The organism is Thioclava atlantica (assembly GCF_000737065.1).
GTDB classification, from domain to species: Bacteria; Pseudomonadota; Alphaproteobacteria; order Rhodobacterales; family Rhodobacteraceae; genus Thioclava; species Thioclava atlantica.
The window spans coordinates 36,777-51,226 of record NZ_AQRC01000009.1; the positions used below are offsets into that span (position 1 = coordinate 36,777).

A 14,450-nucleotide genomic window follows, 5' to 3' on the forward strand; every position below is an offset into this window, starting at 1 on the left:
CGGTAAGAGGGAAGTCATGTTGAAACCCGGTCCGGTCTGGGCGGTGGGCGCAATGTCGGGCACCTCGCTTGACGGGGTGGACGCGGCGCTGGTGCTGACGGATGGCGAGCGCATTCTCGATTTCGGGCGCACCGATTACAGGCGCTATTCCGAGGCCGAGCGCGCGGTGCTGCATGCCGCGCTGACCCGCTGGCCGGGCGATCCGGGCGTCGAGGAGGCGGCGGAGATCGTCGAGACCGTCCATGCCGAGCTGCTGAGCACCTTCGGCGAGGCCCAGCTGATCGGTTTCCACGGCCAGACTCTCGCCCATGATCCCGACGGCCTGCAGGGCGCGCGGCGCACCCATCAGGCGGGCGACGGCAAGATCCTCGCCGAGGTGCTGGGCAAGCCGGTGGTGTGGGATTTCCGCTCGGTCGATGTCGAGATGGGCGGGCAGGGCGCGCCGCTCGCGCCGTTCTTCCATTTCGCCTGCGCGAAATATGCAGGCCTGACCGAGCCTTGCGTCTTTCTCAATCTGGGCGGCGTCGGCAACGTGACCTGGGTCGATCCGCGCCAGCCCGGGCCGGAAATGCCCGGGGCGGTTCTGGCCTTCGATACCGGGCCCGCCAATGCCCCGATCGACGATCTGATGCGGCAGCGCCGCGATCAGGCGCGCGACGAGGGCGGGGAACTCGCGATGTCGGGAAGGGTGGACGAGCGGATCGTCGCGGAATTCCTCGAACACCGCTTCTTTCTGCGGATGCCGCCCAAATCGCTCGACCGGAACGCCTTTCACGACATGCTCGCGCGGGTCGCGGAGCTCTCCGATGCGGATGCGGCCGCGACGCTCACGGCCTGCGCGGCGGCGGCCGTCGCGCGCGGCGGCGAGCATTACCCGGTCGCGCCGAAGGCGATCTATGTGACCGGGGGCGGGCGGCTGAACGAGGCGCTGATGGTGGCGCTGCAGGAGCGCATCCCCTGTCCCGTGCTGCCGATCGAGGATATCGGGCTTGATGGCGACATGCTCGAGGCGCAGGCCTTCGCCTATCTCGCGGTGCGGGTCGCGCGGGGGTTGCCGACCTCGGGGCCCCTGACGACCGGCGTCGCGGCGCTGGTCGGCGGCGGCAAGATCAGCCGCCCCGACTGAGCGCGACGCGCAGTGCGCCGTCCCCTTCGCGCGCGGTCCTGCGGCTGCACGCCGCGCGTTTCTTCCAAATGCTCCAAATATCCCCGCCGGAGGCGAGATCCCAAAAGAAAACCCCGCCGGAACCATCGCTCCGGCGGGGGGGATCGGCGCAGAGGTCGCGCCCTTATTTCAGGATCGAGCGGCCCGCATATTCGGCGGTCTCGCCCAGCATTTCCTCGATCCGGATCAGCTGGTTGTATTTCGCCAGACGGTCCGAGCGCGCCAGCGACCCGGTCTTGATCTGCCCGCAATTGGTCGCCACGGCCAGATCGGCGATGGTCGCATCCTCGGTCTCGCCCGAGCGGTGGCTCATCACGTTGGTATAGCCCGCGCGATGGGCCATATCGACCGCCTGCAGGGTCTCGGTCAGGGTGCCGATCTGGTTGACCTTCACGAGCATCGAATTCGCGACGCCCTGCTTGATGCCGTCGGCGAGGCGCTTGGGATTGGTGACGAACAGGTCGTCGCCCACGAGTTGGACCTTGTCGCCAAGACGCTCGGTCAGCAGCTTCCAGCCTTCCCAGTCATCCTCGGCGCAGCCATCCTCGATCGAGATGATCGGGTAATCGGCCACCAGCTTCTCGAGATAATCGACATTCTCGGCCGCGCTCAGGCTGAGCCCCTCGCCCTTCATCTCGTATTTGCCGCCCTCGAAATATTCGGTCGAGGCGCAGTCCATCGCGAGGAAGATATCGTCGCCGGGCTTGTAGCCGGCCTTCTCGATCGACTTGAGGATGAAATCGAGCGCGTCGCGGGTCGAGGAGAGCGCGGGCGCGAAACCGCCCTCATCGCCGAGGCCCGTATTGTAGCCCGCCGCGGTCAGTTCCTTCTTGAGCGTGTGGAACACTTCCGAGCCCATGCGGATCGCGTCGCGGATATTCGCGGCGCCCACCGGCATGATCATGAATTCCTGGATGTCGATCGGGTTGTCGGCATGCTCGCCGCCATTGATGATGTTCATCATCGGCACCGGCAGGACCCGCGCGGCCGCGCCACCCACATAGCGGTAGAGCGGCAGCGCCGAGGCATCCGCGGCGGCCTTCGCACAGGCCAGCGACACGCCGAGGATCGCGTTCGCGCCGAGCCGGCCCTTGTTCTCGGTCCCGTCGAGCTCGATCATCGCGCGGTCGATCTCGACCTGCTCGGTCACATCCTCGCCCACGAGGTTCTCCGCGATCTCGCCATTGACCGCCATCACCGCCTCGAGGACGCCCTTGCCCAGGTAGCGGCCCTTGTCGCCGTCGCGGCGCTCCACTGCCTCATGGGCGCCGGTCGAGGCCCCCGAGGGAACGGCCGCGCGGCCCATCGTGCCGTCTTCGAGGATCACGTCGACCTCGACGGTGGGATTGCCGCGGCTGTCGAGGATCTCTCGGGCGTGGATGTCGATGATGGTGCTCATGGCGCTCTCCTCAGGCTCCGTTGATGCGTGGCGCCTCTATAGCCGCATGCTGCATCCGCGAAAAGAGCGGATTTCGGGCGTTCCGGAGAATTTGTTAGCGGTAACGGCGTCGTTGCGCCTGACGCAGCCGCGCCTGCCGCCAGAGCGTGTAGAGCCCCGAGCCCACGATCACCGTGCCGCCCACCAGCGTCCAGTTGTCCGGCGGTTCGGAGAACACCGCCCAGCTGATCGCCATCGCGAAGATCAGGCGGGTGTAGCGGAAGGGGGTGATGACCGCGACCTCACCGATCCGCATCGCCGCGATCAGCGCGTAATAGCCCAGAGGGCCGACGACCAGCGCGCCCGCGATCATCCCCCATTCGGCCAGGCTCGGCATCACCGGCGGCTCGGGCGAGAGCGCCGAGATCACCAGCCCCGCCGGCACCAGAATCGCGAAACCGTAGGTCGCGAGCTGCATCGAGGCGATCGCCCGCGGCACCCGGCGCGTCGCGACATCGCGCGTGGCCAGCCCCGCCACCGCCACCACCGCGAGCAGCGAGAGCACCGAGAAGCCCTCGGTTCCTGGGCGCAGCACGATCAGCACGCCGACAAAGCCGATCAGGATCGCCGACCAGCGCCGCCAGCCGACCTTCTCGCCCAGGAACACCGCGGCGCCAAGCGTGACCGCCAGCGGCGTCGCCTGCAGGATCGCGGAAGCCTGCGCCAGCGGCGTGAAGATCACCGCCGAGACGAAGCAGATCGTGCCCACGAGCTCGCCGAGATTGCGCAACAGCACCGAGCCGGCCAGCAGATCGCGCGACACGAGCCTTTGCCCGAGGCTCTTCGCGATCGCGCCGAAGATCAGCCCGCCGCCCGCGCCCAGCAGGGCGAGAACCTCGCCCACGGGCAGGCGTTCACCCATCGCCTTGACGAACATGTCCTCGAGCGCGAAGCCCGCCATCGCGGCCACCATCAGGAGGCTGCCGTGCAAATTCTCGCGCGTAAGATCCATCGCCCCCGAAGCTCCCTGACCGGACGGTCAGACCCCCGTCTATCCGTGCCGCCGGGGCGGGGCAAGCCGGTCAGCGGCGGGGATGCGCGCGGGTGACGATGCCGCCGACATCGGCCCAGATCGGCAGGTGGTCCGAGGCGACGCGCGAGACCGGCGTGTCGAGCACGCCCGCACGCACCACCCGCAGCCCCGGGCTGGTCACGATCCGGTCGAGCCGGCCCACGGGAGCGCGCGCCGGATAGGTGGGGCCGGGCGCGTGGATGTGAAACCCGGTCAGCGCCTCGAAGCCGTGCTGGGCGCGCCATTCGTTGAAATCGCCGATCGCGAGGGCGGGATGGGGGCGCGCATCCTTCAAGGTCTTCGCGATCCGCGCCCATTGCGCCCGCCGGTCGCCGCGCCGCAGACCCAGATGCGCGGCCACGAGCACGAAAGGATCGCCGCTGTCGAGCGCGATCTCGACCGCGAGCGCGCCGCGCGGCTCGAGCCCCGGCAGGGTGATCGGATCGACCCCCAGCACCCGCGTGCCGCGCCGCACCAGCACCACCTGACCGTGCCAGCCCAGACTGTCGGGCCCGGTGCGCGGCATGTCGTGATGGATGAAATCGGTCTCGGCCTCGATCAGGCCGGGCGGCAGCGCGGCGGGACGCGCGCCCATCCGCCGGTCGACCTCCTGCAACGCGATGACATCGGCCTGCAGCGCCTTGATCACCGCGACGATGCGCTCCGGATCGTGGCGCCGGTCGCTGCCCACGCATTTGTGCAGATTGTAAGAGGCGATCCGGAGTGTCATATTCTCAATGTGTTACAGGGCGTTTCTCATGTTCCGCAGAAGGTGCGCATCACCCGTTCGTCGGGTCGGGGCGCGGCTTCGTATGCGGTGAAACGCGCGTCTTCCTCATAAGGGTCCACAAGGGCTTCGAGCAAGCGGTGCAGAGGCGCGTCATCGCCGTCCAGCGCTGCCGCGATCATCGCCTCGACCTGGTGGTTGCGCGCGATCCGCAGCGGATTGGTGCGCGCCATCACCGATGCCGGGTCCGCCTCGCGCGCGATCCGGCCCTGCCAGTCCCCGTGCCACAGATCGAAGGCCAGGGGTTCGGTGAATTCGTCGCGCGCGCTCTGAGGATCACGCCGCAAGGCACTGAAGACGCGTGTGAAATCGGCCTGTTCCGTCGCCATCCGGTTCAGCAGGTCCTCGATCAGCGGCAGGTCGTCCTCGCCGGCCTCCGCAATCCCGATCTTGCGCCCCATGCGGCGCAGCCATTCGCGCTGATACTGCACGATGAACCCGTCCACCGCCGCGCTCGCGGCCTCGATCGCCGCCTCGCGCTCGCCCATCAGCGGCAGCAGGCAGGTGGCGAATTGCGCGAGATTCCAGACCGCGATCTGCGGCTGGCGCGCATAGGCATAGCGCCCGAACTGGTCGATCGAGGAAAAGACCCGCCCCGGGTGATAGCTGTCCATGAAGGCGCAGGGGCCGTAATCGATCGTCTCGCCCGAAAGCGCCATGTTGTCGGTATTCATCACCCCGTGGATGAAGCCCACCGACATCCAGCCGGCGACGAGCCGCGCCTGCGCCGCCACCACGGCCTCGAGCAGGTCGAGCGGTGTCTCGCACTCCGGATAATGGCGCGTTTTCAATTCTTTAAGGAGCGTCCTTAATCCGTCCAGGTCATCGCGCGCGGCGAAATACTGGAAGGTGCCCACGCGGATATGAGATGCGGCCACGCGCGCGAGGATCGCACCCGGCCGGCCCATCGCATCCCGTGCCACCACCTCGCCCGTGCGCAGCGCCGCGAGCGCGCGCGTCGTGGGCAGCCCGAGCGCGGCCATCGCCTCGCTCAGCACATATTCGCGCAAGACCGGCCCGAGCCAGGCGCGCCCGTCGGAGCGCCCGCGCGAGAAGGCCGTGCGGCCCGCGCCCTTGAGCTGAAGGTCGAACCGCGCCCCGTCGGGCGCCACGACCTCGCCCAGGAGCACCGCGCGCCCGTCGCCCAGCCGCGGCACGAAGCCGCCGAATTGGTGGCCCGCATAGGCTTGGGCGATCGGCTCGGCGCCCTCGGGCATCGCGTTCCCCGACAGCATCGCCACGCCCTCGGGCCCCGCCAGCCAATCCGGGTCGAGCCCGAGCCGCCCGGCCAGGTCGCGGTTCAGCACGATCAGTTCCGGAGCCTTCACGGGCTCGGGCGACTGCCGGGCGAAGAACCGCTCGGGCAGGCGGGCATAGCTGTTGTCGAAAGGTATCGTCATGGGCGCTCCTTGCCCCCCATGTATGGCGCGCGGCGGGCGTTCCAATCCCCCTTCCTCTTGATCGCAATATCCCGGGGGCTCGCATTCGCGAGCGGGGCAGCGCCCCTCCTGCCTCTCACAGCCGCGCGATCCGCTCGGTCAGAAGCGCATAGAACCCGTCCGCATCGAGATCGCCCATGAACATCGCATTGGGCGCCCGCCCGCTCACCCGCCACCAATCCGCGACGGTCATGCCCATGGTGAGTTCCGAGACGGTCTCGATCTCGACATTGATATGGCGGCCCGCAAACAGATCGGGTTTCAGCAGATAGGCGATCACGCAGGGATCATGCAGCGGCGCGCCCTCCGAGCCGTATTTCGCCATGTCGAAACGCTCGAAGAAATCGGTCCAGCTCGCCACCGCATGGCCGACCGGCGTGCCGAGATTGCGGAAGGCCTCGACGCGGGCGCGGGTGGTGAGCGCCTTGTGGGTCACGTCGAGCGGCATCACCACCAGCGGGATCCCGGATCTGAACACGATCTCGGCGGCTTGCGGATCGACATGGATGTTGAACTCGGCCGCGGGGGTCACGTTTCCCACCTCGAAATAGGCGCCGCCCATCAGCACGATCTCGGCGATCTTCCCGGCGATGTCGGGCGCGCGGGTCAGCGCGGTCGCGATATTGGTGAGCGGGCCTAGCGGGCAGAGCGTGACACTGCCCGGAGGCAGGCTGCGCAGCGTCTCGATCAGGAAATCGACGGCATGGGTGTCCTGCAGCGGCATCCCGGGCTCGGGCAGGGTGATCCCGTCGAGCCCGGTCTTGCCATGTACATGTTCGGCGGTCACGAGCGGGCGTTCGAGCGGGCGCTCGCAGCCCGCGAAGACCGGTGTGTCGGGGCGGCCCGCAAGCTCGCAGACCACGCGCGCGTTCTTTGACGTCAGCGGCAGCGGCACATTGCCCGCCACACAGGTGATCCCCAGAACCTCCAGCTCGGGGCTCGCCAGGGCGAGCAGGATCGCGACCGCGTCGTCCTGCCCCGGATCGGTGTCGATGATGATCTTGCGTGCCATGCGTGCCTCCCCGTTGTCGCGGCCAAAGTGCTGCGCGGGCGCGCAGAAGTCCAGCCGGTCGCGCGCCTCGCTCCGCGCGCCCCGAAGCTTTCCCCGATCCGGCCCGTTTTGGTCACATTCCCCGCCTATCCCCATGCCATCGACTGCGAGGGAGGCAGAGGCACCCATGACCCGGCACCATCATATCTTCATCGCCGCACCGGCCTCGGGCGGGATCGGCGCGCAGATGGCGCGCTCGCTCTCCGGGGCGCAGAAGGCGCTGGCGCAGGCGGGTTACGGGCCGGCGGTGCTCGGTGCCCATCGCGAGGGGCAGATCCATCTCGACACGACCCTGATCGGGGATGCCGCGGCGGGGCTCTTTCATTTCTTCGCCCGTGCGGGTGAGCGCGCGGAATGCTTTGCCGAGGCGCTTGGCGGGCCGGTGGGGCGCCTCGTGCTGCATCTTCCCTGCTACGACGCCTATTATCCGATGCTCTGGCGCCACCTGGCCGAGCGTCGCGCCCTCAAGCCTTTCGAGGGGGCGGTGGAGCAGCTCGCGGGGCGCGGGCGCGGCTGGCTCGAAGTGGTGGCCGAACTGAAGACTGCCCTCGATCCGCGCGAGATCGTTCTTCTGCCCGCGCCTGCGCTGGCGGAAGAGGCGCTCGCCGCGCTGGTGCCGGGCGCGCGGGTCATCGCGCGCAGCATCCGCCAGGAGCGCCAGTCCGATACCGCGATCGCGATGATGCAGCGGCTGCACCGCTCGAAGATCCGGATCAGGCCGAAACAGATGGAGCGGCTGGCCCGCTTTCACGAGGGCCTGCCGCAAGGCGCGCCGATCGCCGAGTTCGATCCGCTGACCGCGTCCCGTCTGCGTCGGCGCTTCCAGCAGGATCTGCGCCGCCTCGTCGCGATGGACCGGGTCCGCATCGGGGCCGATCCAGCGCTCGCCGTGGCGGCGCAGTAAGCCGCCTCAGCCGTCGAAATCGGCCGCGTCGATCAGCTTGAGCGCGTCGGGACGCTTCTCCGCCAGCGTGTCGAGCGCGACCGTGTCGGGGGTGAAGCTGCCCCAGCTCTCGACCAGTTCCGAGCGCGCGACGCCGGGCTTGATCGGGAATTCGTGATTGCTCTGCGCATAGATCCGCTGCGCCTCGTCGGAGACCAGGAATTCCATCAGCTTGAGCGCCTCGTCGCGGTTCGGCGCCGATTTCGTCATCGCGACACCCGAGAGGTTCATATGCGTGCCGCCCTCCTCGAAGACGGGGAAGACGATGCGCACGGCATTCGCCCAGTCCTGCTGCTCGGGATCGGCCAGCATCTGGCCCATGTAATAGGTGTTGCCGATCGAGATGTCGCATTCGCCCGCCCAGATCGATTTCACCTGGCTGCGGTCATTGCCCTCGGGTTTCTTGGCGAGATTGGCCTTGATTCCGTCGAGCCATTCCGCGGTCGCTTCCGCGCCGTGATGGGCGAGATAGGCCGAGGTCAGCGCGACGTTGTAATCGGAGGTGAAGGGACGGGTGCAGATGCGGCCCTTCCACTTTTCGGAGGCGAGATCCTCGTAGCTCGTCACTTCGTCCTCCGCCACGCGCTCCTTGCTGGCATAGACGATGCGGGCGCGCGAGGTCAGGCCGAACCAGTGGTTTTCCGGATCGCGGAATTCCGCGGGGATCGCGTCGGTCAGGGTGTCCGATTCGACCGGCTGGGTCACGCCCGCCTTCACCACCTCGTCGAGCCGCGCGATATCGACGGTGAGCACGAGATCGGCGGGGCTGCGGTCGCCCTCGGCCTTGAGACGCTCGACCATGCCCTTGTCGACATAGGCGATGTTCACACCGATCCCGCTTTGTGCGGTGAAGGCGTCGAGCACGGGCTGGATCAGCTCGGGCTGGCGGTGGGAATAGATGTTCACATCGGCGAATGCCGGGGTGGCAAGCGCGGTCGTGGCGGCGAGAATCAGGGTCGATTTCATGTTGATCTCCATTCGCGATTTCGCGGCCAGAGGTAACGGCCGTTCACGAACGCGTCAATAGTTGATCAAAACAATCGGAAATAAAATTTAGCCGTCGAGAAGCGGGGCGTTCGGGCCGCGCGGACCGTTTCGGAAGCCGCGCCCAAATGGAGAAAGGCCGGGCATCCGGCCCGGCCTTCATGTCTTTCACCTGTCGGTATTCTCGTGTGCTAGCGCCGGAATTTCTTCCGATAGACCCCGGGTTCGGCTTGCAGCTCTTCCTGGATCGCGCGGCTCCGGGCGATCTCGGCCTCGGTCATCGTGGCGATCTCCAGACCCGGCCGGTCGCGCGGGACCGGGATCACCTGCGCGACGGGCGTTCCGCGCGGCAGGACGCCCTCGAAATCCGGATCGGTCCAGAGCGCGGGGAAATGCACATAACCCAGGCCGAAGCGATCGCCGCCCACCAGGCCCGAGAGCGTGAGGAAGGGCAGCTCGGCGCGGTTCATCGGATGGGTGACCAGAAGCTGCCAGCCCTCGGGGGCCTCGAGCGTCCAGTAATTGGTGAACTTGATCGCGAGCTGGCCGGGCCCGAGCGGCAGCGGCGCGCCGATCGCCTGTTCGGGCAGATGGGCGCCCAGAGGCGCGCGGGTCAGCGGCGCATCGGTGATGGCGGGAAAGGCCCAGTCCCAGTGGAAGCTGCCGCCCTCGACCCGGATATCGCAGGGCAGCGGGATCAGGACCCCCAGCCCGAGCGCGTCGAGCAGCGGCGGGCATTGCTTGAGCGTGCGCAGCCGCTCGCCGCCCATGCTCTCGGCCTCGACCTCGCCGGGCATCGTGCGCAGCCAGTCCGGCAGGGCCTTCTCCGCCGGCATCGGCGCGGGGATCAGGTCCTTGAGTGCCGGATGGCAACGCGCGACGATCTTCACTTGGCCTTTTCCTCCCGGCGTTTCATCAGCGCATGGGCCAGGGCCGCAGCGACGGTGATCACGATGATCGCGGTGCCGACCGCGTTGATCACCGGCGGATGACCGTTCGGATTGCGCGCCATCGCCCCGATCTCGGTGGCGAAGGTGCACGAGCCGCCCTTGGCGAACATGGTGGTGTTATAGTTCTCCATCGAGGCGAGGAAGGCCACCACCGCCGACGAGAAAAGCGCGGGCGCGAGGAAGGGCAGGGTGATGCGCAGGAAGGAGCGGAGCGGCGAGGCCCCGAGATCGCGCGCGGCTTCCTCCAGCTCGATCGGCTGGCGCTGCAGCCGCGCCATCAGGACGAGCATCGGATAGCCCGCGATGAAGGTCACCTGCGCCATGATGATCGTGTAGAGGCCCGCGCCCACGCCCAGCCGCGCCCAGAACACCAGTGCCGAGAGACCCAGCACCACGCCCGGGGCGAGGATCGGCGACAGGAGCACCCACCACAGCAACCCGTTCGCCTTCGACGACCAGCGGGTGAGCATGATCGCGCCCGCCAGCCCCAGCAGGAGCGACAGCGGCACCACTATCCCCGCGACGAACATGGAGTTGCCGAAGCAGCCGATGAAACGGCCCCGGTCGAGCGTGCGCAGGACCGGATCGGCGGCGAGCTGGCTGTCGGGCATCCAGAAGAAGCGATACCACTTCGTCGTGAAGCCATGCCATTCGGTCACCGAGGGCGGCGAGATGTTGTTGAAGCTTGCCACGATCATCAGCAGCAGAGGCGCGAACATGAAGGCCAGAAAGGCCAGCGTGTAAATAGAGAGGATACGATCCGATTTCATTGCGCCCTCGCGAAATCCTTGAGCCGGGTGCGCATCGCCCACATGAAGAGCGCGACCAGCACGAAACAGACGAGCGTGTAGGTGAGCGAATAGGCTGCCCCCACATTCGACGCCTGGCTCTCGAAGAACTTGTTGTAGATGGTCTGGGCGAACCACTCGGCCTGCAGCCCGCGCGAGATGATGCGCGGCACCGAGAAGGCGCCCGCGGCGAGCATGAAGGTCGAGATGCAGCCCACGGCGATGCCCGGCTTGGCATGCGGGATGATCACCCGCCAGTGCAGCCGCGGCGTCGAGGCGCCCAGGTCGCGCGCCGCCTCGATCTGGTTGCGATCGAGCGTCGACATCACGTTGAGCATCGGGAAGACCATGAACAGCACATAGGTATAGGCGATCACCACGAAGACCGTGCCGGGGCTGCGGTTGAAGGCGATCGGACTGTCGGTGATCCCGAGCCACATCAGCGCCGAGTTGATCAGCCCGTGATTGTCGATGATCGTCGTCCAGGCGTAGATCCGCATCAGCTCCACGATTGCATAGGGAATGATGAGCCCCAGCATCAGCCAGATCTGTTGCCGCTCCGAGGTGGCGAGCGCCGCCTTGAAGGCGATCGGGTAGCAGATCACCAGCGCGAGCGCGGTGACGAGGATCGCGAAGAACAGCGTCCGGGTCAGGTTCGTCAGCCCCAGCCGTTCATAGACATCGCCATCCTTCTCGAAGCGCAGCCCCATCAGGCCGTAGAGTTTGTTCTCGATCGTGTTCGCCTCGGCGGCCTTGGCGCTTTCCGAAAGCGGGATCTTGGTCGCCGCGATCATGGTGCGGAAATTGTCCGTCGAGAAGCGCGACTGGCTCGCCTCGTCGATGCGCAGCTTGTCGGCGAGCTTCTGCGCCGCGTCGCGGATCGTCTCGGCCTGTCTCATCTGCTCGGCGATCGGGGCCTTGTCGTCCACCTTCATCGCGGCGAGCCCGTAGGCGGTGTCGAGAAAGGCCGGTTCACCGGATCTGCGGCTGAGCTGCTTGTGGGTGTTGGCCCGGTCGCATTGCAGGATATAGGGGCGCACGGCGCCCGCCGAGCCGCCCATCGAAGGCACGGCCATGCCACCCATCGACGGCACGGCCATTCCGCCCATCGACGGCACCGCGAGCCCGCCATTCGAGGCGGCCGAGCCGCCCGAGGCGCCGCCCGGGTTCATCGAGGGGATCGCAAGCCCGCCATTGTCGACGGCGGTCTTCGTGTCGTCCTTCTCGTGGGTCTTGAGCACGGCCATGCAGGTCGCGGCATCGCGCGAGAGCGTCTGCGCGGCCGAACTGTCGAGCGTCCGCTTGGGGGCGATCAGGGCGCGTTCGAGGATCGTCGCCTGCGGCAGCAGGATCAGCATCAGCGCCCAGAACAGCACCGCGGCCAGAAAGACCGAGGTGAGGAGCTTGCCATAGGTGCGAAGGAGCTGGCTCATTGCGCGGCCATCTCCTCGCGCCCGGTGCGCGCCAGCTGCCCCTCGGGCAAGGCGATCGCCGCCTCCGGCGTGAAGCCGAGCTGGGTGATCGCGGCCGGGTTCAGCGCGCCGCCGTCATTGGAAAGCTGGGCGGCGAGCTCCATGCCGTTCTCCGCACGCATGTGCAGGGTCACGAAAGCGCCCTCGAGATCGCGCCGCTCGAAGCGCACGGGGACGATATTGTCGCCGGGTTGCGGGGCGGGGCGCATCGTCTCGGGGCGCACGAAGAGATAGGTCGCATCGCCCACCTTGAGCCCGCGCGGGTTGCGTGCGGTGAAGGTGCCGAGCGCGGTCTCGACCAGCGCCATGTCGGGGATCACCGACTTGATCGTGCCGGGGAACATGTTCACCTCGCCCACGAAGGAGGCCGCGAAGGCGGTGCGCGGGTCTGAATAGACCTCGTCGCAGGGCCCGACCTGTTCGATCCGGCCCTTGTTCATCACCGCGATCCGGTCCGACATCGCCAGCGCCTCGGACTGGTCATGGGTGATGTAGAGGAAGGTCACCCCGGTCTTTTCCTGGATCGCGCGCAGCTCGGCGCGCATGTGCTGGCGCAGCTTGAGATCGAGCGCGGAGAGCGGCTCGTCGAGCAGCAGAACCGAGGGCTCCACCGCGAGGGCGCGGGCGATCGCCACGCGCTGACGCTGGCCGCCCGAGAGCTCGGTCGGTTTCTTGGCCGCCTGATCGCCGAGCGCGACCAGATCGAGCAGCTCCTCGGCCCGGGCGTGGCGTTCGCGCCGGGATACGCCGCGCGCCTCGAGCCCGAAGGCCACGTTGTCGCGCACGCTCATCAGCGGGAACAGCGCGAGGTTCTGGAAGATCAGCGCGGTCGGGCGCTGGTCGGGGTTGCGGCCGGCCATATCCTCGCCGCCGATCAGCACGCGCCCCTCGGAGGGGTTCACGAAGCCCGAGATCGTGCGCAGGATTGTCGTCTTGCCGCAGCCCGAAGGCCCGAGAATGGAGAAGAACTCGCCCGCGCGGATTTCGAGATCGGTGGGTTCGACAGCGCGAAATCCGTTGGGATAGGTGATGCCGACGGCCTCGAGCCGGATGTCCTTGCCGTGCATAGGCGCTCCTGAAACTAAAGCTGAAAGCGGCGCGCCGGGGCGCACCGCGAAAAGGGCGGGCGGCGCATGGCCACCCGCCCGAAGTGACTGAGATCAGGCGTTGGTCAGGATCTCGGTATACTTGTTGCGAACCGACGCGAAGTAGGGCGTATCGGCCTGCCACCACCACATGTTGTTCAGAACGTCCGGGGTATAGACCTCGTTGAACTGCTTCTTGAACTCGTCATTGGCGTGGTTGGCCGCGCCGTTGACCGCCGAGTTGTAGCCGGTGTTGTTGGCGAACATGCCGCCGGTTTCCGGCTTGAGCATGAAGTTCATGAAGGCGATCGCCTGTTCCTTGTTCTCGGCGAGCTTGAGCATGCCCATCGAGTCCATCCAGGTGATGATGCCTTCCTTCGGCGCGCGATAGACGTAATCGCCGTTCTCGCGGTTCAGCAGCAGGCCCGTGGTGTCCCAGGTCTGGCCGACGACGCAGCCCGCATCCTTGAACGCGCCGGTGGCTTCGGTGGCGTTGTTCCAGAAGGCACCGAAGTTTTCCTTGTGCTTCAGGATCCACTCGGTCACGGCGTTCCACACGCGGTTCGCGTCTTCTTCCGACTTGTAGACGTCGAGCATGCGGTTCGAGGGAACCTCGCCCGTGGCGTCGAGATAGAGGCCGGTGCCCATCAGGACCGACTTCTGACGGAAGGCCGCCGCGCCCTTGGCTTCGGGCAGCCAGAGCGAGCCGTAGGAGATGTCGGCATCCGCGATGTTCAGCTTGGCACGGTTGAGCGTCACGCCCTCGGTGCCCCAGTCGAAGGGCAGCACGACCTGCTTGCCGTCCTGAACGCCGCCGAGCGACGCGGAATCGCGCAGGAAGGAGGGGATGATGTTGCCCGTATTCACCTCGGCGGGAACCTCGGCGAAATAGGTCTTGCCGTCGGCATCGGTGTAGTTGCCCGCATTGGTGATCGACGGGAAGACGATGTCGAAGCCCTTGCCGCCATTCGCCTTGATGGTCGATTCAGCTTCGTCGTTCGAACCGAAGGTGGTCAGTTCCAGCTTGATGCCGGTCTCTTTCTCGAAGGCCTCGACGATGTTGGGCTGGACGTAGTCCTGCCAGGCGAACACTTTCACGCTGCCCGAGGAGGCGAGCGCATCCGTGGCACGGAGAATCATCGGTGCGGCGAGAGCGGCCGAACCGAGCTTGAGTGCGTTACGACGCGAAATGGTCATGGGAACTCCCTGAGTTAATGAGGCCTTATTTGGCCGGCCCCTGCGCTTTAGTGCGCGAATGTTACAGTTATTTGACCATTCTCGTAATCGTTAATTTTCGTTTAGCACGAGTTCGTGTTCGTGCCCGAGCGCTTCGCTT

13 protein-coding genes are annotated in these 14,450 nt (G+C 67.0%); 2 read left to right on the forward strand and 11 right to left on the reverse strand.

Annotated elements, in window-relative coordinates; translation table 11 throughout:
• Positions 1 to 16: 16 nt before the first annotated feature.
• A complete protein-coding gene (locus DW2_RS11825) occupies positions 17 to 1,126 on the forward strand; it encodes an anhydro-N-acetylmuramic acid kinase (protein WP_038146830.1) in 1,110 nt (369 codons plus the stop codon).
• Between the two features lie 163 nt (positions 1,127 to 1,289).
• On the opposite strand, the gene eno is transcribed toward DW2_RS11825, so the two are convergent.
• From eno to DW2_RS11850, 5 genes are all read right to left on the reverse strand, one after another.
• Positions 1,290 to 2,564, reverse strand: coding sequence for a phosphopyruvate hydratase (gene eno, locus DW2_RS11830; protein WP_038146832.1), 1,275 nt, complete (start codon positions 2,562 to 2,564; stop codon positions 1,290 to 1,292).
• A 94-nt stretch (positions 2,565 to 2,658) separates the two neighbouring features.
• On the reverse strand, positions 2,659 to 3,555 hold the full coding sequence (locus tag DW2_RS11835; RefSeq protein ID WP_038146834.1) for a DMT family transporter: 897 nt from the start codon (positions 3,553 to 3,555) through the stop codon (positions 2,659 to 2,661).
• Between the two features lie 70 nt (positions 3,556 to 3,625).
• Positions 3,626 to 4,345 carry an endonuclease/exonuclease/phosphatase family protein gene (locus DW2_RS11840; RefSeq protein ID WP_038146837.1) on the reverse strand — a complete coding sequence of 240 codons (720 nt, stop codon included), beginning with the start codon at positions 4,343 to 4,345 and terminating at the stop codon, positions 3,626 to 3,628.
• 26 nt (positions 4,346 to 4,371) lie between these two features.
• The gene (locus DW2_RS11845) at positions 4,372 to 5,802 is read right to left on the reverse strand and encodes a protein adenylyltransferase SelO (protein WP_038146839.1); all 1,431 of its coding nucleotides are present in this window, start codon (positions 5,800 to 5,802) and stop codon (positions 4,372 to 4,374) included.
• A 115-nt stretch (positions 5,803 to 5,917) separates the two neighbouring features.
• A complete protein-coding gene (locus DW2_RS11850; RefSeq protein ID WP_038146842.1) occupies positions 5,918 to 6,853 on the reverse strand; it encodes a nucleoside hydrolase in 936 nt (311 codons plus the stop codon).
• A 166-nt stretch (positions 6,854 to 7,019) separates the two neighbouring features.
• Here DW2_RS11850 and DW2_RS11855 point away from each other — a divergent pair, with 166 nt between their 5' ends.
• Entirely contained in the window at positions 7,020 to 7,796 is a 777-nt protein-coding gene (locus tag DW2_RS11855; protein ID WP_038146845.1) for a hypothetical protein, read from the forward strand.
• A 6-nt stretch (positions 7,797 to 7,802) separates the two neighbouring features.
• Here DW2_RS11855 and DW2_RS11860 read toward each other — a convergent pair whose 3' ends face one another.
• The 6 genes from DW2_RS11860 to DW2_RS11885 form a co-directional block, all read right to left on the reverse strand.
• Positions 7,803 to 8,801 (reverse strand): Fe(3+) ABC transporter substrate-binding protein, encoded by a 999-nt coding sequence (locus DW2_RS11860; protein ID WP_038147038.1) that lies wholly within the window; start codon positions 8,799 to 8,801, stop codon positions 7,803 to 7,805.
• Positions 8,802 to 9,010: 209 nt separating this feature from the next.
• Complete coding sequence (locus tag DW2_RS11865) at positions 9,011 to 9,709, reverse strand: hypothetical protein (protein WP_038146848.1); 699 nt, start codon at positions 9,707 to 9,709, stop codon at positions 9,011 to 9,013.
• Complete coding sequence (locus DW2_RS11870; protein ID WP_038146850.1) at positions 9,706 to 10,539, reverse strand: ABC transporter permease; 834 nt, start codon at positions 10,537 to 10,539, stop codon at positions 9,706 to 9,708. Before DW2_RS11870 ends, DW2_RS11865 begins: the two co-directional genes overlap by 4 nt.
• Positions 10,536 to 11,990, reverse strand: coding sequence for an ABC transporter permease (locus DW2_RS11875; RefSeq protein WP_038146853.1), 1,455 nt, complete (start codon positions 11,988 to 11,990; stop codon positions 10,536 to 10,538). The genes DW2_RS11870 and DW2_RS11875 overlap by 4 nt, the downstream gene beginning before the upstream one ends.
• Entirely contained in the window at positions 11,987 to 13,096 is a 1,110-nt protein-coding gene (locus DW2_RS11880; protein WP_038146855.1) for an ABC transporter ATP-binding protein, read from the reverse strand. The genes DW2_RS11875 and DW2_RS11880 overlap by 4 nt, the downstream gene beginning before the upstream one ends.
• 93 nt (positions 13,097 to 13,189) lie before the next feature.
• Complete coding sequence (locus tag DW2_RS11885) at positions 13,190 to 14,311, reverse strand: extracellular solute-binding protein (RefSeq protein ID WP_038146856.1); 1,122 nt, start codon at positions 14,309 to 14,311, stop codon at positions 13,190 to 13,192.
• Between the last annotated feature and the right edge of the window lie 139 nt (positions 14,312 to 14,450).

Bases quoted from the DNA above. Each gene is read 5' to 3' on its own strand.
- DW2_RS11825 (WP_038146830.1), top strand. From the start codon at position 17: ATGTTGAAACCCGGTCCGGTCTGGGCGGTGGGCGCAATGTCGGGCACC.
- eno (WP_038146832.1), bottom strand. From the start codon at position 2,564: ATGAGCACCATCATCGACATCCACGCCCGAGAGATCCTCGACAGCCGC.
- DW2_RS11835 (WP_038146834.1), bottom strand. From the start codon at position 3,555: ATGGATCTTACGCGCGAGAATTTGCACGGCAGCCTCCTGATGGTGGCC.
- DW2_RS11840 (WP_038146837.1), bottom strand. From the start codon at position 4,345: ATGACACTCCGGATCGCCTCTTACAATCTGCACAAATGCGTGGGCAGC.
- DW2_RS11845 (WP_038146839.1), bottom strand. From the start codon at position 5,802: ATGACGATACCTTTCGACAACAGCTATGCCCGCCTGCCCGAGCGGTTC.
- DW2_RS11850 (WP_038146842.1), bottom strand. From the start codon at position 6,853: ATGGCACGCAAGATCATCATCGACACCGATCCGGGGCAGGACGACGCG.
- DW2_RS11855 (WP_038146845.1), top strand. From the start codon at position 7,020: ATGACCCGGCACCATCATATCTTCATCGCCGCACCGGCCTCGGGCGGG.
- DW2_RS11860 (WP_038147038.1), bottom strand. From the start codon at position 8,801: ATGAAATCGACCCTGATTCTCGCCGCCACGACCGCGCTTGCCACCCCG.
- DW2_RS11870 (WP_038146850.1), bottom strand. From the start codon at position 10,539: ATGAAATCGGATCGTATCCTCTCTATTTACACGCTGGCCTTTCTGGCC.
- DW2_RS11875 (WP_038146853.1), bottom strand. From the start codon at position 11,990: ATGAGCCAGCTCCTTCGCACCTATGGCAAGCTCCTCACCTCGGTCTTT.
- DW2_RS11880 (WP_038146855.1), bottom strand. From the start codon at position 13,096: ATGCACGGCAAGGACATCCGGCTCGAGGCCGTCGGCATCACCTATCCC.
- DW2_RS11885 (WP_038146856.1), bottom strand. From the start codon at position 14,311: ATGACCATTTCGCGTCGTAACGCACTCAAGCTCGGTTCGGCCGCTCTC.